Source organism: Massilia sp. GER05 (assembly GCF_052056005.1).
GTDB classification, from domain to species: Bacteria; Pseudomonadota; Gammaproteobacteria; order Burkholderiales; family Burkholderiaceae_D; genus Telluria; species Telluria orientalis.
Genome location: NZ_CP178858.1, coordinates 3,400,703 through 3,426,152 on the forward strand (window position 1 = coordinate 3,400,703; position 25,450 = coordinate 3,426,152).

The window sequence follows — 25,450 nt, forward strand, 5'->3', positions numbered from 1 at the left end:
ATGCGATTTCCGCGTTATCGGCAATGGCGCCGGCGTTCGACGTCCTCCCGCTCCGCGCGGCACACGACCGGGTTGTCCGGATCCCGGCTCCATTCGCACCAGCCGCCGTCGTACACGCCGATGCGCTCCCAGCCCATCAGCCAGGCGTAGAAGAACGCCAGCGACGCGCGCCAGCCGGTGCCGCAATAAAATACCGTCGGCCGGCCCGCGTGGATGCCGTTCGATCCCCACATGCGCAGGATGTCCGCCGCGGGTTTCATGCGCCCGTCGGCGTGATGGAACGCGGCCATGCTGTTCACGTCGCCCTCGTCGCCGGCGCGGCCCCATACGGCGCCCGGAATGTCGCCCCGTGCCTCGATGTAGTTGTAGCCCGACGTCCGGCCGACGTATTCGTTCCACGTGCGGATGCTGGCGAGCGTGCCCTGGCCATGCCGCAGCAGGCCGCGCACCTGGTCCATGTCGAACAGGTAGTCGGGCCGCGCCGGGAAGGGCGCGCCGAAATCGTCCGCCGCCGGACCGGGGCGAGGCGGCCCGGATTCGAGCGGCAAGCCCGCCCGCTGCCACGCCGCGATCCCGCCGTCGAGCAGGCGGACGTCCTCGACGCCCGCGTACAGCAGCAGGTGCGCGACGCGCGCCGCCGCGAGCACGTTGCGGCCATACAGGACGACGGTGGTGTCGTGGCGGATGCCGTGGGCGAGCAGCACCCGTCGGAGTTCGGCGTCGGGGACCTTGTTCCACAACGGTCCGTGTTCGAACCACGTCGTGTCGAGGTAGCCGGCGCCGGGGAGATGGCCGGCCGCATGGGCCGCCGCGCCGTCGCATCCGACTTCGAACAGGCGGCACGCCGCGTCGGCGCGGCCCGCCAGCCAGGCGGGCGTGACGAGCTGGCGCCAGCGGGGCAGGTCGCGCCGGAAGCCGAACGGAGGGAGGCTGTTCAAGAGACGATGCAAGGAAAAAGGGCCGGGCCCCGTATGTTACAGGACCCGGCCCCCGAGGGCTTGAAACGTCAGGCTCAGACGGCGACGGTATCCGCCACGTCGCGGAACTCGCTGATCTGGTCGAAGTTCATGTAGCGGTAGATCTGGTCGGCGTTCTCGTTGATCACGCCGATGTGCGCCATGTACTCTTCGCGGGTCGGGATCTTGCCCAGCGTGGAGCAGACCGCGGCCAGTTCGGCTGAACCCAGGTACACGCGGGTGTCGATGCCGAGGCGGTTCGGGAAGTTGCGCGTCGACGTCGACATCACGGTCGCACCCTTGCGGATCTGCGCCTGGTTACCCATGCACAGCGAGCAGCCCGGCATTTCCATGCGCGCGCCGGTGCGGCCCAAGGTGCCGTAGTGGCCTTCGGCCGTCAGCACCTGCTGGTCCATCTTGGTCGGCGGGGCGACCCACAGGCGGACCGGGATGTCGGTCTTGCCTTCCAGGAGTTTCGAGGCGGCGCGGAAGTGGCCGATGTTGGTCATGCACGAGCCGACGAACACGTCGTCGATCTTGTCGCCGGCGACGTCGGACAGCGTCTTGACGTCGTCCGGGTCGTTCGGGCAGGCGACGATCGGTTCATGGATGTCGGCCAGGTCGATCTCGATGACGGCGGCGTACTCGGCATCCGCGTCCGGTGCCAGCAGGTCCGGCTTCGCGAGCCAGGCTTCCATGGCCTTGATGCGGCGCTCCAGCGTGCGGCGGTCCAGGTACCCGTTCGCGATCATCCACTTCATCAGCGTGATGTTCGAGGTCATGTACTCGATGATCGGTGCCTTGTCCAGGTGGACCGTGCAGCCGGCGGCCGAGCGCTCGGCCGACGCGTCGGACAGTTCGAACGCCTGTTCGACCTTCAGGTTCGGCAGGCCTTCGATTTCCAGGATGCGGCCGGAGAAGATGTTCTTCTTGCCCTTCTTGTCGACGGTCAGCAGGCCTTGCTGGATCGCGTACAGCGGGATCGCGTTGACGAGGTCACGCAGCGTGACGCCCGGCTTCATCTCGCCCTTGAAGCGGACCAGCACCGATTCCGGCATGTCCAGCGGCATGACGCCGGTGGCGGCCGCGAAGGCGACCAGGCCCGAGCCGGCCGGGAACGAGATACCGATCGGGAAGCGGGTGTGCGAGTCGCCGCCGGTGCCGACGGTGTCCGGCAGCAGCAGGCGGTTCAGCCACGAGTGGATCACGCCGTCGCCCGGACGCAGCGCCACGCCGCCGCGGTTCTCGATGAACGTCGGCAGTTCCTTGTGCATCTTGACGTCGACCAGCTTCGGATACGCGGCCGTGTGGCAGAACGATTGCATCACGAGGTCGGCCGAGAAGCCCAGGCAGGCCAGGTCCTTCAGCTCGTCGCGGGTCATCGGGCCGGTGGTGTCCTGGGAGCCGACGGTGGTCATCTTCGGTTCGCAGTACGTGCCCGGGCGGATGCCCTGGCCTTCCGGCAGGCCGCACGCGCGGCCGACCATCTTCTGCGCCAGCGAGAAGCCGCGGCCGGAATCGATCGGATTCTGCGGCAGGCGGAACAGCGTCGACGGCGCGAGGCCCAGCGCTTCGCGCGCCTTGGCGGTGAGGCCGCGGCCGATGATCAGCGGAATACGGCCGCCGGCGCGCACTTCGTCGAACAGCACGTCGGACTTGACCTTGAACTCGGCGATCGTCTCGCCGTTCTTCAGGGCCTTGCCGTCGTACGGACGCAGTTCGATGACGTCGCCCATTTCCATGTTCGTCACGTCCAGCTCGATCGGCAGGGCGCCCGCGTCTTCCATCGTGTTGTAGAAGATCGGGGCGATCTTGGTGCCGAGGCACACGCCGCCGAAGCGCTTGTTCGGGATGAACGGGATGTCTTCGCCCGTGAACCACAGCACCGAGTTGGTGGCGGATTTACGCGAGGAGCCCGTGCCGACCACGTCGCCGACGTAGGCGACCAGGTGGCCCTTGGCCTTCAGTGCCTCGATCTGCTTGATCGGGCCGATCTTGCCCGGCTCTTCCGGGTTGATGCCCGGACGCGGGTTCTTCAGCATCGCCAGCGCGTGCAGCGGGATGTCCGGGCGGGTGGTCGCGTCCGGAGCCGGCGACAGGTCGTCGGTGTTGGTCTCGCCGGACACCTTGAAGACGGTGAGGGTCATGCTTTCCGGGACGGCCGGACGCGACGTGAACCATTCGGCGTCGGCCCACGACTGGATCACTTCCTTGGCGTTGGCGCTGCCCTTGTCGGCCAGTTCCTTGACGTCGTGGAAGTAGTCGAACATCAGCAGGGTCTTTTTCAGGCCCTCGGCGGCGACCTTGCCGACGACGGCGTCGTCCAGCAGGTCGATCATCGGCTTGATGTTGAAGCCGCCGAGCATCGTGCCCAGCAGGCGGGTGGCCAGTTCGCGCGAGATCAGCGGGCTGGTTTCCTCGCCGCGGGCGATCTTGTTCAGGAACGCTGCCTTGACCTTGGCCGCGTCGTCCACGCCCGCCGGGACGCGGTTCGTGATCAGGTCGACCAGGAAGTCTTCTTCGCCCGCCGGCGGATTCTTCAGGAGTTCGACCAGGTCCGTGGTCTGGGCTGCGGACAGGGGCAGCGGGGGCACGCCGAGGGCGGCGCGTTCGGCGACATGGGTGCGGTATGCGGCTAACATGGGAAGCTCTTTCAGTCGTTTTGAAAATCAGGACAGCGGTTGCTGGCCCGGTACTGCCGATATTGTATCTCAAGTCTTCTATAAGACATAAGACGCAACTCGGTTAACTGTGAAAGCTGCCCGGAAGTGTGGCGCGGGACCGTCAGGTGAGGGGCGTATCGACCTTTTTCAGCGTGCGCAGCACGAAGCTGGACTTGCTGTGGCGGATGCCCGGGATGTTGTAAATGCGCTCGCGCAGCAGCCGTTCGTAGTCGCGCGTGTCCTTCACGGCGATGCGGATGAAGTAGTCGTAGTCGCCCGAGATCAGCGCGGCTTCCAGCACTTCCGGGATCGATTCGAGCGCCTGGCCGAATTTGTACAGCGTCTCCTCGCTGTGGCTGTCCAGCGTCACCTGGACGATCACCGTGTCGTGGTAGCCGAGGCTCGCCAGGTCGACCTTCACCGTGTACGCCTCCAGCAGGCCGCTGTCCGTCATCCGCTTGATGCGGTTCCAGCACGACGTCGTCGACAGGTTCACGGCGCTGCTGATCTCCTGCAGCGGCGTGCGCGAGTCCTTCAGCAGGATGGCCAGGATCCGCAGATCGGCAGCGTCGTAGATTTTTCTCTGATCGTCCATGATGGGTGAAAAATTTTCAGGATAGGGTGAGATTATAGCGAAAACCATGAAGCACTTTCCGCGCTAAGGTCGATAAAATTCAGGGATGAAAACACTTCCTCTCCTGACCGCCGCCCGCGTACTGGTCGACACGCTGGTGGACTGCGGCGTCGACACCGTGTTCGGCTATCCCGGCGGCGCCGTGCTGCCACTGTACGACGCGCTCGCCCTCGACCGGCGCATCCGCCACATCCTCGTCCGTCATGAACAGGCGGCCGTCCATGCTGCCCAGGGGTATGCGCGTTCGACCGGGCGGCTCGGCGTCGTCTTCGTGACGTCCGGCCCCGGTGTCGCGAACACGACGTCCGGCCTGCTCGACGCGCTGAGCGATTCGGTTCCCGTGCTGTGCGTCAGCGGCCAGGTCGCCACCGGTGCGATCGGCACCAACGCATTCCAGGAGTGCGACGCGCTCGGCATCACGCGCACGGTCACGAAATGGAATACGCAGGTGCGCGACGCCGCGGCCGTCGCGGCCACGATCCGGACCGCCGTCGCGACGGCCCTGGGCGGCCGGCCGGGGCCCGTGCTGGTCGACGTGCCGAAGGATATCCAGGCGGCCGAGGTGGCGGCCGCGCCGTCCGGTTCGTCCGCCGCCGCGGTCCCGTCAAGCGTGCCGCAAGCCGCGCTCGGACAGGCCGCGCACCTGATCCGGCACGCGCGCCGGCCCGTGTTCTACGGCGGCGGAGGTCTCATCAACGCGGGCGACGCCGCCTGCGCCGCTTTTACCCGCCTCGTGCGCCGGAAGGATGCGCCGTGCACCCTGACGCTGATGGGGCTGGGCGCGTTTCCCGCGTCGGACCCGCGCTGGCTCGGCATGCTGGGCATGCACGGCACGCTGGAAGCGAACCTCGCGATGCACGAGGCGGATCTCGTCGTGTGCGTGGGCGCGCGTTTCGACGACCGCGTCACGGGCCACCTCGCGCATTTCTGTCCGGACGCGCGCATCGTCCACGTCGACGTCGATCCCGCGTCGATCGGCAAGGTGGTGCGTACGGACGTGGGCCTGGCGGGTGACTGCGCCGAGATCCTCGTCGGCCTGCTCCGAATGCTGGACGGTGCCGACCCCGCGCCCACCGCGGCGTGGTGGGACAGGATCGCGTCATGGCGCGCGGCGCGCTGCCTCGACGTGCCGGCAGCCGCCGCGGGCATCCTGCCGCAACGGCTGATGCGCGCGCTGGCGGATCACGTGGCGCGGCGCGGCGCGATCGTGTCGACCGATGTGGGCCAGCACCAGATGTGGGCCGCGCAGTATCTCGGTTTCGAGCGTCCGCGGCGCTGGCTCACGTCGGGCGGTGCGGGCACGATGGGTTATGGCCTGCCGGCGGCGATCGGCGCCCAGGTCGCGCATCCGGACGATCTCGTCGTGTGCATCTCGGGCGACGCGTCCGTGCTGATGAACATCCAGGAACTCGCGACGGCGGTGCAGCACCGGTGTCCCGTGAAACTGGTCCTGTCGAACAACGGCTGCATGGGCATGGTGCGGCAGTGGCAGGAGCTGCATTACGAAGGGCGCTACAGCCACAGTTATTCGGAAGCGCTGCCGGACTTCGTGGCGCTGGCGCGCGCCTTCGGCTGGCAGGCGCGCCGCGTCGAGGACCCGGCCGAACTCGATGCCGCCGTGGCGGCGTGCATGGATTCGGAGGGCCCGTACCTGCTCGACGTGCGGGTCGAGCAGGCCGAAAACTGCTTCCCGATGATCCCCGCGGGGCGGGGGCATCACGAGATCCTGCTGGCGAAGGACCGCTGGTACGAGGCTTAGAGAGGGCGCAGCCACAGCGCCTGGCCGCCGGAAGCGGGCAGGTCCAGCTGCAGCACGGTGGCCGCGTCCACCGTGCGCGTGCGGATGCCGACTTTCGTCCGCGTCGGCGCGGCCGGGTCGTCCGCATAGATCGTCGCTTCGTAGCGCTTGCCCTTCGGGAGGAAGTCGAAGCGCAGCGGGATGCGGCGCGCGTCGTTGTTCGTGATGCTGCCGACGAACCACTCGTCGCCCTTGCGCCGCGCGATCGTCACGTCGCGGCCCGGCGCGCCGTCCAGCACGCGCGTCTCGTCCCACGTGGTCGGGATGCGGTCCCAGAACGCCAGTTCCGGCTCGTCGTGCGAGCGGTCCGGCGTGTCGTACCAGTACAGCGTCTGCAGCGGGCTGTAATAGACGACCGCCAGCGCCAGCTGGTGCGCATGCGTCGTCCGGATGCGCGGGTCGTAGTAGCAGATCGTGTAGTCGGCCGCACCGGCGAGGTAGCGCACGAACGGCAGCACCGTGTTGTGCGTGGCGTCCGGCATTTCCTCGTTGCCGCGGATGCCTTCCGCCGTCAGGAGGTTGGGCCAGGTGCGCTGCTCGCCGGTGGGGCGCCAGTCGTCGTGGATGTTGACCATGATGTTGGCGGCGGCCGCCTGCTGGATCGTCTTCTCGAGCCACGTCGTCCAGCGGTGCGAACCGACCTGCACGAAGCCGAATTTCACACCGGCGACGCCCCAGTCGCGGTAGGTCTGGAACAGCGTGTCGCCCTGCGCCATCAGGCCCTGCTGGTTCACGTACAGCCACACGCCGATGCCCTTGCTTTTCGCGTAGGCGATGATGCCCGGGAGGTCGAAGTCGGGAATCGCCACCTTCGTCGCGTCGGCGTCGAACGAGAACGCGTTGCCATACCACTTGAAGTCGAACAGGACGTATTGCAGCTTGTGGCGCGCGGCGAAGTCGATGTTGGCCTTGGCGTCCTTCGTCGTCAGCGACATCACGCGCATGATCTTGCCCGGCTTGATCCACGAGGTGTCGGCGATGCGCGACGGCGCATTGAGGTTCAGGATGAAGTCGTTGTTCTCGATCAGCTGGCCGGGACGGCGCGCGATCATGATGCCGCGCCAGGGCGTGGCGAACGGCGAGACCAGGTCGGCCGGGTCGTGCATGGCCGTCACGATGGTGTCCGGCTTGTCGGGGCTCAGCTTGAACTTGGTGCGCGCGTAATCGACCATCTGGCCTTCGAGCAGGGCGACGGACAGGCCGTTCGGCAGTTGCAGCGTGAGCGGGCGCTCGGCCTGGTCCGGCCAGTCGCGCAGCGGCATCAGCTGGTACGGACCCTGGGCCCAGCCGTGGAACCAAGCGCGCGTGCCGGCGGGCAGCGCGAATTCCGTGTCCTCGCCGATGATGCGGTAGTACGTGCCTTTTTCGTTCTCGGGGAACGCGAAGCGCAGCGCCACGCCGGCGTCGTAAGCACGCACTTCGACGGACAGTTTATAGGTCGGGTTGTCGTCCTTGACCAGGTCGACGGTGAGGGCTTCGTAATGGTCGCGGATGTGCGTGCGCTCGCCCGTGACGGGCGTCCACGTGCTGTCGTGGCGCGCGCGGTGTACGCCCGTCACGCGCAGGTTCTCGAACCAGCGCGCGTGATGGTCGACGGGCAGGGCCATCGCGTTCTCGGACAGGTGGTTGTCGAGGCGCAGTTCCAGCAGCGAGTCGCGGATGACGGTCTCGCCGTCGTAGCGCACGTTGTAGGACAGGGCGCGCTTGCCGGCCGCGTCCAGCTTCTGTGCCAGTTCGAGCACGATGTGGCCGTCCGGCGAGGCGACGCGTTCGATCATGTCCGCGGCGCTGGCGTGCACGGCGGCGGCGCACAGCCACACGGCGGCGAAAAATTGGCGCATGAGGTCTCCCATATTTGTTATCGATCACATGGTAGCAGATATCCGCTGCCGGATGCAATCGGTGCCTAATCGCTCTGCAGGCTGGGGAAGGCGTCGCTGACATCGCCGCGGGCGCGCGCGGCACGTTCCTCGGCCAGGTCGCGTTCGAGGGTAGCGACGCAGGACGCCAGGTCCGCCTCCTTGCCGGCGACGGCGACTGTCCGCGCGGCGGCGCCGTCGACGCGCATCCACAGCGTGCGCTGGCGCAGGAACGTCCGCAACACGTCCATCATGGCCGGGGCGGGGATCTGCGCGGACGCACGGTCAGCCTTGTCCGGGTGTAGCGCGACGCTGAACGCCGCCTGCGTGCCCGCGCCGATTTCCAGCAGGTGGGGGCGGGCCGGCAGGGCGTCCTCGCGCAGCCTGACCTTGCCGACCAGTTCGAGCTTTTTTGGGTCGACGCCCACGCCGAGGGTCAGGCGCAGGAATTGGCGGATGTCGCCCCCAACCGGCATCGTCGCGAGCGTGCACTGTACGATACCGTGGTCGCCGGCGTCCATCCAGAAACCGAGCTGCTCTTGCGCCGGTGCCGGCTGGGCGTAGCAGGACGTCGCACTGAATACGGCAAGCAGGGCCGGCACCGGTGTCATTGTCGTCCTTTCATCGATCGCGACGGCCAGTGTAATGAAAAGTCCGCGACAAAAGGCGGAGATATCGATAACATTGCACGTCCACTCACGGAGACGAACGTATGAAGCACAAGATGAAGTTTTTCCTGGCGGCGGCAGCGCTGCTGGGCGCGGCGACGGCGGCACAGGCGGACGGCGTGTTCCGGCCCGGCGCGCTGTGGCCGGATGACCAGGGCGTGCACATCAACGCGCACGGAGGCGGCATCCTGGAACACGACGGCGTGTATTACTGGTTCGGCGAGCACAAGGTGTCCGGCACGGCGGGCAACGTCGCCCAGGTCGGCGTGCACGTGTACAGCTCGCGCAACCTGACCGACTGGAAGGACGAAGGCATCGCGCTCGCGGTCAGCAACGACCCGGCCAGCGACATCGTCAAGGGCGCGATCATCGAGCGGCCCAAGGTGATCCGCAATTCGAAGACGGGCAAGTTCGTGATGTGGTTCCACCTGGAGCTGAAGGGCAAGCGCTACGACGCGGCGCGTTCGGGCGTGGCCGTCGCGGACAAGGTGACGGGGCCGTACGTGTATCAAGGCTCGTTCCGGCCGGACGCCGGCGCGTGGCCCGTCGACGTCAAACCCGACGACAAGGACCCCGCCACGTCCTTCCTCGCGCGCGACCACGCGGGCGGGCAGATGGCGCGCGACATGACCCTATTCGTGGACGACGACGGCAAGGCCTGGCAGTTCTACGCGTCGGAGGAAAACCACACGATGCACGTATCGCGCCTGACGGACGACTACCTGCGTTCGGCGGGGCAGTATGCGCGCGTGAAGCAGAACGGCGACGACGAGGCGCCGGCCGTCTTCAAGCACGGCGGCAAGTATTACCTCGTGACGTCGGGCCTGACGGGCTGGGCGCCGAACGCGGCCAAGTCGTACGTGGCGGACGACATACTGGGCCCGTGGCGGGCGCTCGGCAACCCGGTCCGCGGCACGCCGGAACAGCAGAAGATCACGTTCGGCGGCCAGTCGACCTATGCGCTGACACTGCAGCGCAATGGCTGCACGCGGCATATCCTGATGCTGGACGTCTGGCGCAAGGAGGATGCGATCGACGGGCGCTACGTGTGGCTGCCCATCGAGTGGGAGGGCGGGAAGCCGGTCGTGCGGTGGCGCGACCAGTGGACGCTGGCGGACATGGACAAGCTGCCCTGCGACGGGCCGGGGGAATAAGTACGTCGACCAAAAAACGGACTTGCCGGGAGAGCAATACGGGCCGTACACTGGGCCTTACGAACGGCCGGGTTCGGCCAGAAGCTGCCGTTAGCTCGTTAGTTAAGGAGGAAAGATGCTCAAGGTTGCAATTTTCAACGTGTTGAAGAAGAACTGGTTGCTCGTGGTGGCGATTCTCACCGTAAGCGCGGTCTTCCAGTATTGGCGTGAGCATTCGGTTTCTCCGCTAGTGCTTTTCCTCGTCCTGCTTTCATCAATCGCAGCCGGACTTCTCGTCACGCTCCCGGTCGAACTTCACAAACTACGTAATGCCCGCTAGCGAACTGAGGACACGATGGGACTTTTGACCTTCAGTATCAACCTGACCCTCGACGGCTGCGTCGACCACCGTGAAGGCATCGCCGACGACGAGACGCATGCCTTCTTCACCGACCTCATGGACGAGGCGGGTGCGATGCTGTGGGGCCGCGTCACCTACGAGATGATGGAGACCTACTGGCCGGCGGTCGCGCGCGGCGCCGTCGACGCGCCGCCGGCGCTGCGCGCATGGGCGGACAAGCTGGAGGTCAAACCGAAGTACGTGGTGTCCTCGACCCGGTCGGATTTTCCCTGGACGAACAGCCACCACGTCGCGGGCGACCTGCGCGCGGGCGTACAGCGGCTCAAGGACGCAGCGCCGAACGGCGTGCTCCTCGGCAGCGGCAAGCTCGCGGCCGCGCTGGAACGGCTGGACCTGATCGACGAATACCGGTTCCTCGTCCATCCCAGGATCGCCGGGCACGGTCCGACGCTGTACGACAGCGGACTGCCGGCCACGCGCCGGCTCGAACTGCTCTCCGCGACGCCGCTGCGCAACGGCGCGGTCGCCATGCACTACCGGCGCGCGGGCTGACCCGGCGTCATTCGATGCTCCACTTGTATTGCACGACAGACACCTTTTCCACCGGCGCGCCGGCCGACGTACCCGGCGTGAAGCTGCAGCGGGACAGGGCCGCCAGCGCGGCCTGGTCGAGTGCGGGGTAGCCCGACGACGTTCCGATCTCCGCTTTCCTGATGGCCCCGTCGGCGCCGATCAGGAAGTTCAGCTTGACCAGGCCCGTGTGCTTCGCCCGCACCTCGTCCGGCGGATAGGCTGGCCTCGGGCACGTCTTGAAATCGATCATGGCGGGCAGCTCGGCCGGATTCAGCGATGCCGACGGCAGCGCGCTGCCTGCCTGGCCGGGATCGTAGCCAACCGGACGCAAGCGCAAGGTCACGTCCCGCTCGCGGTCGTCGTGCGCCCTGGTGACCGCAAACTGGCGTGACTGCTTGACCTGCGCCACGAAGTCGCGCTCGGTCATCGGCTTGCCATGCTCATCCACGTAATTGAAGTTGTCCACGGGGCCGACCCCCTGGCGCGCAAGCGCGTCAGCCAGGGCAGGGGGAACGGCTGCCGGTTGCGTTGCGCAGCCGGCAAGCGCGGCAAATCCGAGAACGGCAAGTCGCTTCTTGAAGTCGGTTTTCATGATCGGGCGGAAAGTTGTCGGACAACTAGTGTATTTGCAAAGTTGCTGAGATTGCAAGCAGCGATCCTTGCCGCATGAAGTAACAATCCATCCGAAAAAAGTTGGCTAGAATTTACGATTTAATGAGACTATCGTCCGGCTCACGGAACCCTGGCGAGTCGGCAGTATTGTCACTAAACAGAATTGTCTTACGGAGAAATTATGACAATTGACTGCTTCGCTGTGCGTGCTTGAATGAAGCCGGCGTTCGCGGCCGTCGTGGTCGGTGCGCTGCTCGCCTGTGCTCCCGGTGCGCACGCAGCGGCGCGGAAAACCGGTCCGGCCCGGGACGGCGCTCCGATGACGGCCAATTACTCACAACAGGACTTGTTGAAAAACTGGGCCTTGAGCACGTGCCTGGCAATCGTAGCGACCGACCCGGTGCTGCGCGCGGACGCCAACGCCACCGCCAGCGCGTACATGGAGTTCGGCCATCAAACGCCGGAGGCGTATGCCGCCTTGCGTGCGCTGGCGGAGAATTATGCGGCGCGCCGCTACAGCGGCTCGGTCGAAGGAGGATTCAATACCATGAAGTGCATCGACTTGTTTCATAGCCGCGAGTTGAACAGCCTGGCCGCCAGGCTGGCCAAGCCGTCCATGGAACGTTAATACCCTGCGGCCGGTGCAAAGCCGGCCAGCCTTACCGCTCGTTCCGCCCCTCCGCCTTGGCCGCATCCTCCGCCGCCTTCAGCGACGCATGCGCGACGGGCAGGTGCCAGTCCAGCTTGATGGCGGCGAGGCGCAGGCCGAAGCACAGCGCGGCGCCGGCGCAGGCGCTCGCGGTGCCCGGCACGCCCAGCGCGTCGCCTGTCACCATCACGGCGGCACCGGCCAGGGCGGCGACGGCGTAGATGTCGGAGCGCAGCACGGCCGGAATCTCGGACAGCAGCACGTCGCGCGCGACGCCGCCGCCGACGCCCGTCAGCATGCCGAGCAGCGCGGCCATCACGGGGTCCAGGCCGAACACGAGGGCTTTCTGGGCGCCGGCCACGCAGAACAGGGCGAGGCCGGCCGCGTCGAAGATCAGCACGGGGCTCTGCAGGCGCTTGATGCGCGGATACCAGAAGAAGATCAGCACGCCCGCGAGCAGCGACACGGCCAGGTAGCGCCAGTCGCGGATCGCGGACGGCGGCGTCGCGCCGATGAGGACGTCGCGCACGATGCCGCCCGAGTTGGCGGCGACGAACGACAGCACCAGCACGCCGAACAGGTCGAGCCGGCGGCGCACGCCGGCCACGGCGCCGCTCAGGGCGAACACGAACGTGCCCAGCAGGTCGAGCGTGAGCACGAGGGTCTTGATGGCGGCGCTGACGTCGAGCGATACGGGAGAAAACACGAAAACCTCGTCAAGGACGGCGAAAACCCGCCATTATGCCGCTGAAAGGTAATTGAAGGGTTGCGTCGATATAGTGGGCTCCATTCACCAGGCTGATCGGCCGTATCAACGGTTCCGATATCTGGCCTGGACAAGAAAGAGGAGCACACATGAACACGACAACCTACACTCCGGCGAACGCAGAACAGCAGGCGGCCGGCACTTCCATTCCCCGGATCGTCCGCACCATCGCGCGCACCCGCATCGGCATCGTGCCGCTGCCGGTCTATGTGCTGCTGCTGGCGCTGATCGGCGGCTTCGTCGCGACCGGCAAGGTGCCGAACGACATCTGCGTGTCGATCGCCATCCTCACCGTCGGCGGCTTTTCCTGCGCCGAGCTGGGCAAGCGCCTGCCGTATTTCCGCAACATCGGCGCCGCCGCCATCTTCGCGACGTTCATCCCGTCGTATCTCGCCTTCAGCAAGCTGCTGCCGGCGCCCGTGCTGAAGAACGTCGTCGACTTCACCAAGTCCACCAACTTCCTGTACCTGTTCATCTCGTCGATCATCGTCGGCAGCATCCTGAGCATGGACCGCAACGTCCTGATCAAGGGCTTCCTGAAGATCTTCGTGCCGCTGGCCATCGGGTCCGTCGTCGCGGGCGCGGTCGGCACCGCGGTCGGCACGCTGCTGGGCCTGGGCCCGTACCACACGTTCTTCTACCTCGTCGCGCCGATCATGGCGGGCGGTGTCGGCGAGGGCGCGATCCCGCTGTCGATCGGCTATGCGGGCATCCTCGGCCAGGAACAGGGCCATATCTTCGCCGAAGTCCTGCCGCCCGTGATGCTGGGCAGCCTGACGGCGATCCTGCTGTCTGGCATGCTGAACTCGCTGGGCAAGAAGCGTCCGCACCTGTCCGGCCAGGGCCGACTGCAGCCGGGCGAGGAAGCGATCGCGCCGCAGGCGGAGAGCCTGCCGGGCCAGTTCGACATCGCCAACATCGCCGCCGCGGGCATCACCTCGATCTCGCTGTACATGGTCGGCATGATGTGCTTCCGCCTGTTCGATTTCCCGGCCCCCGTCGCCATGCTGTTCGTGGCCGTGATGTTCAAGCTGTCGCGTCTCGTGTCGCCGCAGCTGCAGCAGAGTTCCTACATCGTCTACAAATTCTTTTCGACGGCCGTGACGTACCCGCTGCTGTTCGCGATCGGCGCGTCGATGACGCCGTGGGACAAGCTCGTCTCCGCGTTCAACGTGGTCAACCTGACGGTCATCGTCTCGACCGTCGCCAGCCTGATCGCCACCGGCTTCTTCGTCGGCCGCCGCATGAACATGTACCCGATCGAGACCGCGATCATCAACGCCTGCCACAGCGGCCAGGGCGGCACGGGCGACGTCGCGATCCTGACGGCGGCCGAGCGCATGCAGCTGATGCCGTTCGCCCAGATCGCCACCCGCATCGGCGGCGCGATCACGGTCACGCTGACCTTGTTGGCAATGTCGCAACTGCATTGAAGCGGACGCCAACGCGAGTATCATGAGCGTCATGACGTCCCTGCGCACGATCCTGTTGTCCTTGCCGCTGCTGGCCGCGCTGCCCGCCGGAGCGGCACAACCGGCCGCCGAATGCCTCGTCCCGTCCAAGCCGGGCGGGGCGATGGACCTGACCTGCAAGCTGGCCCAGAAGGCGCTGCAAGCCAAGCCCGGCGCGCCGCGCCTGAAGCTGAGCTACCTGCCGGGCGGAATCGGCGCCGTGGCGTGGCACACGGTGGTGTCGCAGCGCCGCGCCGAGCCGGACACGCTCGTCGCGTTTTCCGGCGGGTCGCTGCTGAACCTCGCGCAGGGCAAGTTCGGCAAGGCCAGTCCGGACGACGTGCGCTGGGTGGCGGCGCTCGGCGTCGACTACGGCGTCATCGCCGTGCCGGCCGATTCGCCGTACCGTTCGCTGCGCGACCTGGTGGACGTCCTGCGGCGCGACCCCGAGAAGATCGTGATCGGCATGTCGGGCACGATCGGCAGCCAGGACTGGATGAAGATGGCGCTGCTGGCCCGCCAGGCCGGCCTCGACCCGCGCCAGCTGCGCTTCGTCGCGCTGGAAGGGGGCGGCGAGGAGTTCGTCGCGATGCAGGCGGGCTATGTGCAGGTCGTGTCGAGCGACGTGTCGGAGACGGCGTTGTACACGGCGTCCGGCAAGGTGCGCGTGCTGGCCGTGCTGTCCGATAAACGCCTCACGGGCGCGATGGCGGGCGTGCCCACGGCGCGCGAGCAGGGCTACGATATCGTGTGGCCGCTGATCCGCGGCATCCTGATGGGGCCGGACGTGTCCGATGCGGATTACCGCCGCTGGGTGCAGGCGTTCGACCGCATCGAGTCGGCGCCCGAGTTCGCGCAGATGCGCGCGCAGATCGGCCTGTATCCGCTCGCGTTGACGGGCGATGCACTGACCCGCTACATCCACCAGGCCGTGGCCGACTACAAGCGCCAGGCCCGGCAGTTCAATCTCGTGCGCGAGCGCTAGCGTCTTCCGCGGGCGCGTCCGCGGAGGCGGTCTTCTGCCGAGCGCGCTGCGCGGCCACGACCCCCACGCCCAGCAGCGCCAGGCTGAGCATCGTCCCGAACGACGGCGCCGCGAGCCAGCGCAGCGACTGGTTCGGCTGTTCCAGCGGCTTGTCCTGCGCCGGGTCCGATCGCGCCTCGGCCGCGTTGGCCTGCGTCGCAGGTTCGCCGGCGAAGAAGGGCGTCAACGCCTGTACGAAGGCGGCCAGGTCTTGCGTGCCGCGGCACGACAGCACGTGCGCGTCGCGCACCACGTCCTGGTTCAGCCAGGTCGCGCCCGCGTTGACGACGTCGTCGCGGATGCCCGGCCACGACGTCAGCGTGCGCCGCGGCGCGAGCCCGGCCGACACGAGGATCAAGGGCGCCTGGGACAGCAGGGCGATGGGCTTTCCTGCCGCGTCGAACTGCCGCACGAAGGCCCGCGCAGGGGCGGACTGCCTCAGGATGTCCGGGCTGACGTAGCCGCCAGGCACCAGCAGGCCGTCGAAGTCGGCGGCCTGGACGTCGTCGATCGTCCGGTCGATGCGCACGAGTTCACCGGGCTGGTGCAGGTTCATGCCGCGGATGCGTCCGCGCCGCAGCGAGACTACCTCGGCAACGGCGCCGGCATCCGCAAGGGCCGCCACCGGGGTCTTGAATTCCGCCTGCTCGAAGCCGTCGGCGGCGAGTATCGCTATGCGCTTTCCGGCCAGTCGCTTGTTTGTGTTCATGATCGCGTGTCCGCTCGGTCACCATGAACGACAGAGTTGGGCGCGGCCCATTAGTTCCCTGTTGCTTGTCTTGAGGGCAACGAAAACGTAAACTTGGCCATCATCATTCGATACGCGTGTCATGACTGCCGAGCTCCCGCACATTCACGGCCAAAGGATTTTCCTGCGCACCATGCGGCATGATGACGCGATACGCCTGCTCGAGCTCTACGGCGACCCCGTCGTCATGCGCCATACGGATGAAAGTCCGTTTCCGGACCTGGACACGGTCGCGCTCATGCTGGAGAGCGTGCGTACCCTGCTGGCGAGCGGCGAATCGCTGGAGTGGGCAATTGCCCTGAAGGAGAGCGATACGCTAATAGGTACGTGCGGATTGCATTCGTTCGACTGGTCGACCGCTACCGCAGAGGTCGGTTGTTTACTGATGCGTGCCGAGTGGGGCAAGCACATCATGAGCGAGGCCGTCAGGCTCTTGATGGGGTATGCCGCAGACGTGCTGCGGCTACGGCGACTCAAGGCGGACGTGGCTGCGGGGAACCATCGGGCGCAGCGCCTGTTCAGCAGCCTGGGATTCCGCCGCATCGACGCCGCGACCTGGGAGATCGACCTGCCGCAGCGCGATGGACAGCCATGAGATCCGGCCGGAATTCATGAATTGTGACGGCGCGGGACCGGCAAGCGATCGGCATCCCGCCCGAGCGCGCTATCGATCACGCCATGGCACAGCGCCACCTGCGCCGCATCCTGTTGCAGCAGCCGCAGCCGGCGCCGCAGCGGCGCCCAGCCGGTCCAGGCCGCCATCCGGTCCGTGCTGCCGGGCAGCGGCGCCGGTTCCGCCTGCGCGGCCCCGAGCGTGGCTTCGACTTCCGCGCGCGGCAGGTTGTCCGCGTAGCGCTGCAGCAGCAGGCGCAGCGCGGCCATGTGCGCCATCAGCAGGTAGTTCTGCACCGTGAATCGGTTCAGCTCGGCGGGCGCGCGCTGCTGGGAGGCCGGTTCGTCGAGCATGCGGCCCAGCGCCGCGCTGAGGTTCGCGAGGGCGTCCATGAAGCGCTTGCGCTGGATCCGGTAGCGGGCATCGTCGACCGCGCGTTCCAGCAGCAGGTCTTCGGCGGCGTCGATGTAGCCGCGGTTCGCGTCGGTCACGGCGTCCACCAGCTCCGGCAGGTGCTGGTGTTCCCAGTTCGGCAGCACGTAGCTGAAGAACGAGGCGATCAGCGCGCCGAGCAGCGTGTCGAGCAGGCGTTGTTCGATGGCGCCGGCGAAATGCGGCACGGTCAGGCCGATCAGCAGCAGGGCCTGCACGCTGGCGGCGATCGCCGTGTAGCGGTACTTGATCGACAGGAAGGTCGGCCCGGCCGCGGTCGCGACGAACAGGAAGCCGATCAGCACGGCCGGCGAATGGACGAAGCGGAGGATCAGCGCCGTGAGCACGCAGCCGATCAGCGTGCCGACCAGGCGGTCGGTGCGGCGCTGGCGCGTCATGCTGAACGTCGGCTTGAGGATCACGGCGATCGTCAGCGCCGTCCAGTAGCCGTGCGACGTGTACGGCAGCCATTCGGACGACAGCAGGCCCACCGAGATCGCCATCGCCACGCGCAGCGCGAACCGGAACGTGGGCGACGTCCAGCGCAGGTTGGCGACGAGCGTGCCCAGGTTGTAGCGCTGCTGGGTGAGGAAGGGCGTCAGGTCGCTGCCCGGCGCCATCGGGAGTGTCCCGCCCTCCGTCCCGCTGGCGGCGTGCAGGCGCGCGATCATCGCGATCATGTCGCGGATCTTGTTGGACGTGGCGCGCAGCACGGCCTGCGGATTGACCTCGTCGCTGTCGGCCGGGGGCAGGGCGCGCAATGCCGTCTCCAGCGCGGCCAGCTCGGGGCGGTAATCGGTATCGGCATGCGACGGCCGGTCGCGCGTCATGGCGTATGCCGCCGATTCGATGTCGCGCGCCGCCTTGCCGATCAGGTCGCCCAGCAGCGGCAGCACGGGGCCGCCCGCGAAATGCTGGCGCAGCAGGGCGTAATCGGTGTGCGTCGAGAGCACCAGTTCGTACAGGTCGAACATGGCGTAGTGCACGCGCACGAGGACGGCCTCGTCGTCCCTGGGCTTGCCGCGCAGGACCAGGTCGCGCGACGCCTGCTGGCGCTCGGCCAGCACGCTTTGCTGGCGCACGAGCTTTTCCATCTGCGCCGGCAGCGGGTTGGCCATGTCGTAGCAGCCGGCCTTGATGCCGGTATAGGCCGCCAGTTCGTACAGCGCTTCGGCCAGCACCTGCTGCTTCAGGCGGCGCCGCAGCCGCCAGACGACGACCATCGCATACGTCATGTAGCCGGCACCGCCCGCGAAGAACAGGGCGCCCTGGCGCAGCGCCTGCAGCGGCGTGGCGGCGGCGTCGCTCGACAGCATCATCACGAACAGCGCGACGAACTGCAGCGGCATCGCCTTGCGGCCATACACGGTCATCATGCTGGCGAGGAAGGAGACGAGCACGATGACGGTGCGCAGCAGCCATTGCACGGGCGAACACAGGCTGACGAGCAGCGCCACCAGCGAGCACGTCAGCACGCCGGCCAGCATCTCGTTGAACTTGTGGCGCAGCGGGCTGGGCAGGTCCATCAGGCTCGTGCACAGCGCGCCCATCGCCACCGCCATCGCGGTCGGCAGGTCGGCGACGGCATACGTCAGGAACGTCAGGCCGACGACGCCCGTGGCGATGCGCAGGCCGGTATAAAAGTAATGACTGAAGAAGAGCGTGCGCGGCGCGAGGGCGTAATGCATGTGGGGACGCGTCAGCAATGGACGAGTCATTATAGCGTCGCCGGCGTCCCTATGCCGCCATCCGGAAATCGTACGCGGCATCGTTGGCGCACGCCTGGGCGCGCACGGCCATCGGCTGGGTCTCGCTGAGCAGGGTGATCATCGCCGGCACGTCGAGCCCGTCGAGCGCGGCATGGAAGCGGCGGATGAGCTCGCGGCACAGCTTTTCGTCCGGCGGCGTGTCGCCCTCGGTTGCGCGCAGGCGGCGCCGCGCGCGCGACAGGTGCTGGCGCGCGTTCGCCGGTGTCGTGCCGAGCGCGGCCGCGATGTCGGCGTGGCCGCATTCGAACACGTCGAACAGGACCAGCGCCAGCCGCTCGGACGGCGACAGCCGGGCGAGGAGCCGGGCCAGCGCGTCGCCCACGTCCGCACGCCGCAGCAGCGCCTCGTCCGGCGCGGCGGGCGGCGCGGCGGGCACGAGTTCCATGGCGGCGTGCGCGGCCTGCGTCTCGCGCGCGCGCCGGCGCAGGCGGTCGATCGACTGGTGCCGCACGACGGTCGTCAGCCACGCCGCGGGCGTCGCCAGCGCGGCCCGGTCCGCGGCCTGCCATTTCAGGAAGCAGTCCTGCACGACGTCCTCGGCGTCCGCCGCGCTGCCGACGATGCGCAGGCTGAGCGCGATCAGGCGCGGACGCAATTGTTCGAACACGTCGGTGGCGCTGGTGCATGGCATCGTGCATCTCCTCGCTGGTGGTGGTCCCGCTTGACGTCCGGCGCGGCCCGGATGTGACACGCCGCCGGCATATTTTTTACGCCGTCACACGGCGCCCGGCGGCAAGCGTCATGAGGCACCTTCCACCACCGCAAGGACCATCATGAACTTCGTTCCCACCGTCATCGAGCAGACCGGCCGCGGCGAACGCGCCTTCGACATCTATTCCTGCCTGCTGAAGGAACGCGTCGTCTTCCTCGTCGGCGAGGTGACGGAACAGTCGGCCAACCTGATCGTCGCGCAACTGCTGTTCCTCGAATCGGACAATCCGGACAAGGACATCTCACTGTACATCAACTCGCCCGGCGGGTCCGTGTATGCGGGAATGGCCGTGTACGACACGATGCAGTTCATCCGCCCCGCCGTATCGACGCTGTGCACGGGCTTCGCCGCCAGCATGGGCTCGTTCCTGCTGGCGGCTGGCGCGCCCGGCAAGCGGTACGCATTGCCGAACGCCCGCATCATGATCCACCAGCCGCACGGCGGATCGCAGGGCGTCGCGGCCGACATCGACATCCAGGCGCGCGAGATGCTGTACCAGCGCCACCGCCTGAACACGATCCTCGCGGAACGCACGGGGCAGACCCTGGCGCGGATCGAGAAGGACACGGACCGCGACCGCTACATGTCCGCCGCCGAGGGCGTCGAGTATGGCCTCATCGACCGGGTGCTGGAGGCGCGCGGTGCCGGCTGACCTGGGCGTCGTTATGAAAACCGCCAGCTCCACCAACAATTTTTCGCAGGCGTGGATACGCCATCGTGTGCGGTCAATCTTCTCAGATATGTTTCGGAGATTCTTGCGATTCGGCTTGATGGAGACAAGCCGAACGTAGGGATCGGCGCCTGCGCAGAATCAGGCGTTGCCTTACTTCATATGCATAACAAATCTTAGGAGGCATTACATGAAGTTGATCAATGCAACACTGCTCGCGGCGGCCGCATTGGCCGTCCAGCAGCCGGCGATGGCGTATTCGTGGGGAAATGTCGGCATCGGCGGCGGCGGATTCGTGTCCGCCGTCATTCCCAGCAAGACGGAAGCGAATGTCGTGTACGCACGCACGGACGTCGGCGGCGCGTACCGGTGGGACAATGCCAGCGGCCGCTGGGTGTCGCTGCTGGACTGGGTGGCGGAAGACCAGGTCGGCTTCCTCGGCGTCGAAGCGCTCGCGGTCGACCCGAAGAACGCCGCCAATGTCTACATGACCGTCGGGATCAATTATTTCAACAACGGCAAGACCGCGGTGCTGCGCTCGTCCGATTACGGCAGGACGTTCAGCGTCGCCGACGTGACGAGCCAGTTCAAGGCGCACGGCAACGGCATGGGCCGCCAGAACGGCGAGCGGCTCGTCGTCGACCCGGGCTCGAGCAATGTGCTATACGCCGGCACGCGCCAGAACGGGCTGTTCAAGAGCACGAACTATGGCGCGAGCTGGGCCAGGGTGACGGCGCTGAACGTGACGACGACGCCCAACGACAATGGCATCAGCCTCGTCCTGGCCGATCCGTCCAGCGTGTCGGGCGGCGTGGCGCAGCGGCTGCTGGTCGGCGTCTCGCGCTACGGCTCGGCGGGGGCGAACCTGTACCGCAGCGATAACGCGGGCGCGTCGTTCAGCGCCATCTCCGGCAGCCCGTCCGGCCTGATGCCGCAGCGCGCCGCGTTCGACGGCGCCGGCAACGTGTACATCACGTATGCCAACGGTGCCGGCCCGAACGGCAACAGTTCGGGCTCGGAACCCATGAACAGCGGCCAGATCTGGCGCTACACGATCTCGAACGGCGCGTGGACGAACGTGACCCCGTCCGGCGTCAACGCGGCGTTCAGCGGCATCAGCGTGGATCCGTCCAATTCCCAGCGCCTGGTCGCGTCGACGATCAACCAGTACATGCAGCAGGGCGACAGCTGGGGCGACCACGTGTACATCTCGACCAACGGCGGCGCCAGCTGGACCGACGTGATCAACCGCGGCTTCGTCCGCGACAATGGCGGCGTGCCCTGGATCAACGGTAAGGCGATCCACTGGGCCGGCGTGGCCGTGTTCGATCCGTTCAACAACAAGGCCGTGTGGGTGACCTCGGGCAACGGCATCTTCAAGACGGCGAATATCGACGCGGTGCCGACCACGTGGACGTTCACGGTCAAGGGGCTGGAAGAAACGGTGCCGCTGAATATCAACAGCATCCCGGGCGGCCCGGTGCTGTCCGCCATCGGCGACTACGACGGCTTCCTGCACTACAACATCGACGCGTACACGAACCCGCAGTTCTCGCCGACGATGGGCACGACCACGGGCCTGGCCGTCGCCGACGCCAACACGAACCTCGCGGTGCGGGTCGGGAACAAGATGTACACGTCGGCCAATGGCGGCGTGAACTGGAACCAGACCAATATGAACGGCACCTACGGCCAGGTGGCCTTGTCGGCCAGCGGCACGGTCCTGCTGCACAACCCGTCCAATTCGTCGACCATGTACCGTTCCACCAACATGGGCGGGAGCTGGTCGACGGTGGGCGGCCTCAGCGTCAACAATGCGCGTCCGGTCGCGGATCCGGCCAATGCGAGCAAGTTCTACGTGTACAACCCGGCCGACGGCAGCTTCATGATCAGCACGGACAGCGGCGCGTCGTTCTGGAAGTTCAACACGCTGGCCACGTGGGGCAGCGACGTGATTCGCGCCGCGCCGGGCCGCGAAGGCGATATCTGGGTGCCGCTGAACTGGGGCGGCCTCGCCCGGACCACGAGCTCGGGCTGGCAATTCAGCAATATCGCCAACGTCACGTATTGCGGCGCGGTCGGCTTCGGCAAGGCCGCGGCGGGCGCGTCGTATCCGACCGTGTTCATCTGGGGCACCATCGGCGGCGTGACCGGCGTGTACCGGTCCACCGACGCGGGGCAGAGCTGGACCCGCATCAACGACAACGCGCACCAGTACGGCGGTCCGGGCAACGGCCATTTCGTCGTCGGTGACATGAACACGTTCGGCGTGGTCTACATGAGCACGGCGGGACGGGGGATCGTGGTCGGCAAGCCGTAAGCCGTTGCGTTGTGAACACGCCTCTTGTCAGAACAGATTGTTTCCGTACGGAACTGTGCTAATCTGGCCCGAAGCGTGTTCCCAACGATTCCTTCGAGCCGTGCAACCTTCTCATGCCCTCCATCGACCGGTTGCCGGCCTCGACCTGACAGACGCGCTGCTGGTCGGCGCGGTTGTCTTCAGCTGTTCCATCTTTGGCATCTACACGGCGCCCCCGGGCGTGCTGGCCGCGTTCTGGCCCACGAACGCCGTCCTCGTCGGGCTGCTGTTGCGGCGCGCCCATCCGCCGACAGCGGCGCACTGGCTGGCCGCCATCGCCGGCTACATCGTCGCCGACCTGATCATGCAGCACGGCTGGCCCAAGACCCTCATGCTCACGACGACCAATCTGATGGGCGTGTCGGTGGGTTATGCGCTGCTGAAACGGATGAGCGACGACATGCGCGGCCTGCGCCATCCGCGCTCGATGCTGCGTTTCGTGCTGGTGGCGCTGTGCGGCGCCGCGGCGGCCGGCGTGGGCGGCACCGTGATCCACCCGGCGCTGTTCGGCGGCACGCGCGCGTACGGCTTCCTGTTCTGGTTTTCGACGGAGCTCGTCAACACCATCGCGATCCTGCCCGTGCTGCTGACGATGCCGGACCTGGCGCGCCGGCTGGCGCGACGCGGACGCCGCGGCGACGCACCCGCCTGGCGCATCGGCCACCTCGCGCCGCTGGCCGCGTTCGCGGGCAGCCTGTGGCTGGAGACGCAGCTGGGCGGGCCCGGCGTGATCTCCTTTCCGATTCCCGCCATGCTGTGGTGCGCGCTGACGTACAGCCTGTTCGCCACGGCGGGCATCACCTTGCTGTTCTCGATGTGGACCCTGCTCGCGATCGCCAGCGGCATGCTCGCGATCGGCGCCCCCGTCGATACCCCGCAGGCCGTCATGTCGCTGCGCGTCGGGGTGACGTTGACGGCACTGGCTCCGCTGGCCGTCGCGAGCGTGATGGTGGCCCGCAACGAACTACTGGCGCGGCTGCGGCACGCGGCGTCGCACGATCCGCTCACGCAAGTGCTCAACCGCGGCGGCTTCATGGCGCGCGCGGACACGGTGCAGGCGGCCGCCGTGCTGATGATGGATATCGATTTTTTCAAGAAGGTCAACGACACCCACGGCCACGCGGCCGGTGACGAAGTGCTGACCCATTTCGCGCGCGTGGCGGCGGGGTGCCTGCGCGCGGGCGACGTGCTGGGACGCCTGGGCGGCGAGGAATTCGCCGTGCTGCTGCCCGGCTGCGATCCCGAGGACGCGCGCGCGATCGCGCAGCGCATCTGCGACGCGTTCGCGGCGCAGCCGACCGTGCTGGAAGGCGGCGTGCGCCTGCACGCCACCGTCAGCATCGGCCTGGGCTGCCGGGACGCCCCGGACACGCCCATCGGCACGTTGCTGTCGCAGGCCGACGCGGCGCTCTACAGCGCCAAGCACGCCGGCCGCAACCGCGTCGTCGTCGCCTAGACGCCCACCATCGAGATGGCCTTCGTGTTGAGGTAGGCTTCCAGCGCTTCCGGACCGCCTTCGGAACCGTAGCCCGAATCCTTGACGCCGCCGAACGGCAGCTCGGCGCTCGGCGTGGCCGGCTGGTTAATCCACAGCATGCCCACTTCCACGCGGTTCATCAGCAGGTGCGCGTTCTTGATCGAGCGCGTGAACGCGTAGCCGGCCAGGCCGTACGGCAGGCGGTTCGCTTCCGCGATCGCCTCCTCGAGGCTGTCGAAGCCGCGGATGCCGGCGACGGGGCCGAACGGTTCGTCGTTGAAGATCGACGCTTCCAGCGGCACGTCGGCGAGGATCGTCGGCGCGAAGAAGTTGCCGGCGTCGCCCACGCGCTTGCCGCCCGTCGCGACGATCGCGCCCTTGGCTTGCGCATCCTCGACCATCTTCGCCATCGCCGTCACGCGGCGCGAATTGGCGAGGGGACCGAGGGTCGTGCCCTCAAGCAGGCCGTCGCCCAGTTTCAGGCCTTCCGCATGCGCCACGAAGGCGCGCGTAAACTCGTCCTTGATCGCGTTGTGCACGAGGAAGCGGGTCGGCGAGATGCAGACCTGGCCCGCGTTGCGGAACTTGGCGGCGCCGGCCGCCTTGACGGCCAGGGTCACGTCCGCGTCTTCGGCGACGATCACCGGCGCATGGCCGCCCAGTTCCATCGTCACGCGCTTCATGTGCGCGCCGGCCAGCGCGGCGAGCTGCTTGCCGACCGGCGTGGAACCCGTGAACGTGACCTTGCGGATGACCGGGTGCGGGATCAAATAGCCCGAGATCTCGGCCGGATCGCCGAACACGAGGCCCACGACGCCGGCCGGCACGCCCGCGTCGACGAAGCACTGGAACAACGCGGCCGGGGAGGCCGGGGTCTCTTCCGGCGCCTTGCACAGGAACGAGCAGCCGGTGGCCAGCGCGGCGGCCAGCTTGCGGACGACCTGGTTGATCGGGAAGTTCCACGGCGTGAAGGCGGCGACGGGGCCGACCGGTTCCTTCAGCACGAGCTGCTGCGCCTGCGGGTTGCGGGCCGGCACGATACGGCCGTACACGCGCATGCCCTCGGCCGCGAACCAGTCGATGATCTCGGCGCCGGCCAGCGCTTCCATTTTTGCTTCCGCAAGCGGTTTGCCCTGTTCCTGGGTCAGCAGGCGGGCGATGTCGCCGGCGCGTTCGCGCAGCAGGCTGGCGGCGCGGCGCATGATGGCGGCGCGCTCGGCGGCGGGCACGAAGCGCCATTTCTCGAAGCCCTGCTGGGCGGCGGCGAGGGCGCGGTCCAGGTCGGCGATGGCCGCGTGCGCGACGGTGCCGATCGCCTGGCCCGTGGCCGGGTTCACGACCGGGATCGTCTTGCCGCCGGTGGCGTCGACCCATTCGTTGGCGATCAGGAGGCGGGTGTCGGGATAGCTGGAGGTGGTCATGGGTCCTCTATGAGTTGTCGGATGCAGAGAACGCAATGATCGCACCGCTGCGGATTGTTTGCTTAACACCGTGTGAAATCCGTGTGAGTGTTTGCGCACAAC

General features: G+C 67.3%; 22 protein-coding genes. 11 read left to right on the forward strand and 11 right to left on the reverse strand.

The window, feature by feature from the left end; genetic code table 11:
• Window positions 1–14: 14 nt before the first annotated feature.
• The 3 genes from ACL58G_RS15370 to ACL58G_RS15380 all read right to left on the reverse strand — a co-directional run bounded on the left by ACL58G_RS15370 (window position 15) and on the right by ACL58G_RS15380 (window position 4,214).
• Window positions 15–938 carry a sulfurtransferase gene (locus ACL58G_RS15370; protein ID WP_413384839.1) on the reverse strand — a complete coding sequence of 308 codons (924 nt, stop codon included), beginning with the start codon at window positions 936–938 and terminating at the stop codon, window positions 15–17.
• Between the two features lie 74 nt (window positions 939–1,012).
• Window positions 1,013–3,598 (reverse strand): bifunctional aconitate hydratase 2/2-methylisocitrate dehydratase, encoded by a 2,586-nt coding sequence (locus ACL58G_RS15375; RefSeq protein WP_440967673.1) that lies wholly within the window; start codon window positions 3,596–3,598, stop codon window positions 1,013–1,015.
• 142 nt (window positions 3,599–3,740) lie between these two features.
• The gene (locus tag ACL58G_RS15380) at window positions 3,741–4,214 is read right to left on the reverse strand and encodes an Lrp/AsnC family transcriptional regulator (RefSeq protein WP_413384843.1); all 474 of its coding nucleotides are present in this window, start codon (window positions 4,212–4,214) and stop codon (window positions 3,741–3,743) included.
• Between the two features lie 85 nt (window positions 4,215–4,299).
• On the opposite strand from ACL58G_RS15380, the gene ilvB reads away from it, so the two are divergent.
• The gene (gene ilvB, locus ACL58G_RS15385) at window positions 4,300–6,012 is read left to right on the forward strand and encodes a biosynthetic-type acetolactate synthase large subunit (protein WP_440967675.1); all 1,713 of its coding nucleotides are present in this window, start codon (window positions 4,300–4,302) and stop codon (window positions 6,010–6,012) included.
• Here the strand turns inward: ilvB and ACL58G_RS15390 are convergent.
• Together ACL58G_RS15390 and ACL58G_RS15395 are read right to left on the reverse strand one after the other, a co-directional pair.
• Window positions 6,009–7,892 (reverse strand): glycoside hydrolase family 97 protein, encoded by a 1,884-nt coding sequence (locus tag ACL58G_RS15390; RefSeq protein WP_413343147.1) that lies wholly within the window; start codon window positions 7,890–7,892, stop codon window positions 6,009–6,011. The genes ilvB and ACL58G_RS15390 overlap by 4 nt on opposite strands.
• Before the next feature lie 65 nt (window positions 7,893–7,957).
• Window positions 7,958–8,521 (reverse strand): hypothetical protein, encoded by a 564-nt coding sequence (locus ACL58G_RS15395; protein WP_440967677.1) that lies wholly within the window; start codon window positions 8,519–8,521, stop codon window positions 7,958–7,960.
• Window positions 8,522–8,622: 101 nt separating this feature from the next.
• Here ACL58G_RS15395 and ACL58G_RS15400 point away from each other — a divergent pair, with 101 nt between their 5' ends.
• The 3 genes from ACL58G_RS15400 (at window position 8,623) to ACL58G_RS15410 (ending at window position 10,624) form a co-directional block, all read left to right on the forward strand.
• A complete protein-coding gene (locus ACL58G_RS15400; RefSeq protein ID WP_440967679.1) occupies window positions 8,623–9,732 on the forward strand; it encodes a glycoside hydrolase family 43 protein in 1,110 nt (369 codons plus the stop codon).
• Between the two features lie 115 nt (window positions 9,733–9,847).
• Complete coding sequence (locus ACL58G_RS15405; RefSeq protein WP_440967681.1) at window positions 9,848–10,051, forward strand: hypothetical protein; 204 nt, start codon at window positions 9,848–9,850, stop codon at window positions 10,049–10,051.
• Between the two features lie 15 nt (window positions 10,052–10,066).
• Window positions 10,067–10,624, forward strand: coding sequence for a dihydrofolate reductase family protein (locus ACL58G_RS15410; protein WP_440967682.1), 558 nt, complete (start codon window positions 10,067–10,069; stop codon window positions 10,622–10,624).
• 7 nt (window positions 10,625–10,631) lie between these two features.
• On the opposite strand, the gene ACL58G_RS15415 is transcribed toward ACL58G_RS15410, so the two are convergent.
• Window positions 10,632–11,237 (reverse strand): TonB family protein, encoded by a 606-nt coding sequence (locus ACL58G_RS15415; protein WP_440967684.1) that lies wholly within the window; start codon window positions 11,235–11,237, stop codon window positions 10,632–10,634.
• Between the two features lie 234 nt (window positions 11,238–11,471).
• Between ACL58G_RS15415 and ACL58G_RS15420 the strand changes: the two genes are divergently transcribed.
• Window positions 11,472–11,885, forward strand: a complete 414-nt coding sequence (locus tag ACL58G_RS15420; protein ID WP_440967686.1) for a T6SS amidase immunity protein Tai4 family protein — start codon at window positions 11,472–11,474, stop codon at window positions 11,883–11,885.
• A 31-nt stretch (window positions 11,886–11,916) separates the two neighbouring features.
• Here ACL58G_RS15420 and ACL58G_RS15425 read toward each other — a convergent pair whose 3' ends face one another.
• Entirely contained in the window at window positions 11,917–12,612 is a 696-nt protein-coding gene (locus tag ACL58G_RS15425) for a trimeric intracellular cation channel family protein (protein WP_160407451.1), read from the reverse strand.
• A 149-nt stretch (window positions 12,613–12,761) separates the two neighbouring features.
• On the opposite strand from ACL58G_RS15425, the gene ACL58G_RS15430 reads away from it, so the two are divergent.
• Together ACL58G_RS15430 and ACL58G_RS15435 are read left to right on the forward strand one after the other, a co-directional pair.
• Entirely contained in the window at window positions 12,762–14,105 is a 1,344-nt protein-coding gene (locus tag ACL58G_RS15430) for a 2-hydroxycarboxylate transporter family protein (protein ID WP_440967689.1), read from the forward strand.
• Window positions 14,106–14,136: 31 nt separating this feature from the next.
• Window positions 14,137–15,108, forward strand: a complete 972-nt coding sequence (locus ACL58G_RS15435; protein ID WP_413385983.1) for a tripartite tricarboxylate transporter substrate binding protein — start codon at window positions 14,137–14,139, stop codon at window positions 15,106–15,108.
• On the opposite strand, the gene ACL58G_RS15440 is transcribed toward ACL58G_RS15435, so the two are convergent.
• Window positions 15,086–15,856, reverse strand: a complete 771-nt coding sequence (locus tag ACL58G_RS15440; protein ID WP_440967690.1) for a DJ-1/PfpI family protein — start codon at window positions 15,854–15,856, stop codon at window positions 15,086–15,088. The genes ACL58G_RS15435 and ACL58G_RS15440 overlap by 23 nt on opposite strands.
• A 121-nt stretch (window positions 15,857–15,977) precedes the next feature.
• Between ACL58G_RS15440 and ACL58G_RS15445 the strand changes: the two genes are divergently transcribed.
• Window positions 15,978–16,490 (forward strand): GNAT family N-acetyltransferase, encoded by a 513-nt coding sequence (locus tag ACL58G_RS15445; RefSeq protein WP_440967692.1) that lies wholly within the window; start codon window positions 15,978–15,980, stop codon window positions 16,488–16,490.
• 14 nt (window positions 16,491–16,504) lie between these two features.
• Here ACL58G_RS15445 and ACL58G_RS15450 read toward each other — a convergent pair whose 3' ends face one another.
• Both ACL58G_RS15450 and ACL58G_RS15455 read right to left on the reverse strand, forming a co-directional pair.
• Entirely contained in the window at window positions 16,505–18,658 is a 2,154-nt protein-coding gene (locus ACL58G_RS15450; protein WP_440967694.1) for an FUSC family membrane protein, read from the reverse strand.
• Window positions 18,659–18,677: 19 nt separating this feature from the next.
• On the reverse strand, window positions 18,678–19,340 hold the full coding sequence (locus tag ACL58G_RS15455) for a sigma-70 family RNA polymerase sigma factor (RefSeq protein ID WP_440967696.1): 663 nt from the start codon (window positions 19,338–19,340) through the stop codon (window positions 18,678–18,680).
• 142 nt (window positions 19,341–19,482) lie between these two features.
• On the opposite strand from ACL58G_RS15455, the gene clpP reads away from it, so the two are divergent.
• The 3 genes from clpP to ACL58G_RS15470 all read left to right on the forward strand — a co-directional run bounded on the left by clpP (window position 19,483) and on the right by ACL58G_RS15470 (window position 23,906).
• Window positions 19,483–20,073, forward strand: coding sequence for an ATP-dependent Clp endopeptidase proteolytic subunit ClpP (gene clpP / locus ACL58G_RS15460; RefSeq protein ID WP_413384882.1), 591 nt, complete (start codon window positions 19,483–19,485; stop codon window positions 20,071–20,073).
• Window positions 20,074–20,281: 208 nt separating this feature from the next.
• Window positions 20,282–22,411 carry an exo-alpha-sialidase gene (locus ACL58G_RS15465; protein WP_440967698.1) on the forward strand — a complete coding sequence of 710 codons (2,130 nt, stop codon included), beginning with the start codon at window positions 20,282–20,284 and terminating at the stop codon, window positions 22,409–22,411.
• Window positions 22,412–22,511: 100 nt separating this feature from the next.
• The gene (locus ACL58G_RS15470) at window positions 22,512–23,906 is read left to right on the forward strand and encodes a diguanylate cyclase (RefSeq protein ID WP_440967700.1); all 1,395 of its coding nucleotides are present in this window, start codon (window positions 22,512–22,514) and stop codon (window positions 23,904–23,906) included.
• On the opposite strand, the gene ACL58G_RS15475 is transcribed toward ACL58G_RS15470, so the two are convergent.
• Window positions 23,903–25,348 carry an NAD-dependent succinate-semialdehyde dehydrogenase gene (locus ACL58G_RS15475; protein ID WP_440967701.1) on the reverse strand — a complete coding sequence of 482 codons (1,446 nt, stop codon included), beginning with the start codon at window positions 25,346–25,348 and terminating at the stop codon, window positions 23,903–23,905. The genes ACL58G_RS15470 and ACL58G_RS15475 overlap by 4 nt on opposite strands.
• Between the last annotated feature and the right edge of the window lie 102 nt (window positions 25,349–25,450).